The sequence below is a fragment of the Hymenobacter coccineus genome (assembly GCF_001816125.1).
GTDB classification, from domain to species: Bacteria; Bacteroidota; Bacteroidia; order Cytophagales; family Hymenobacteraceae; genus Hymenobacter; species Hymenobacter coccineus.
Genome location: NZ_MDZA01000362.1, coordinates 1 through 226, shown reverse-complemented (window position 1 = coordinate 226; position 226 = coordinate 1). Strand labels below are relative to the sequence as shown.

Annotated in this window: 1 protein-coding gene; it reads right to left on the bottom strand. The window is 76.1% G+C overall.

The window, feature by feature from the left end:
- On the bottom strand, window positions 1-226 hold a 226-nt coding region (locus tag BEN49_RS28250), incomplete at both ends, for a hypothetical protein (RefSeq protein WP_158022990.1).

Here is a 226-nt window from a genome sequence, read left to right as displayed (position 1 = left end):
GCAGGCGCACGGTGCGGGCGGTGTCGGGCAGCGGCGGGGCGGCGGTTTGGGGCGCGGGCCCCCAGCGGGACCAGCAGCAACAGGAAGTAGCGAAGCGTCTGGCCGTAGCCGGTCACGGGTACGTCGGGCAGGCGCACGGTGCGGGCGGTGTCGGGCAGCGGCGGGGCGGCGGTTTGGGGCGCGGGCCCCCAGCGGGACCAGCAGCAACAGGAAGTAGCGAAGCGTC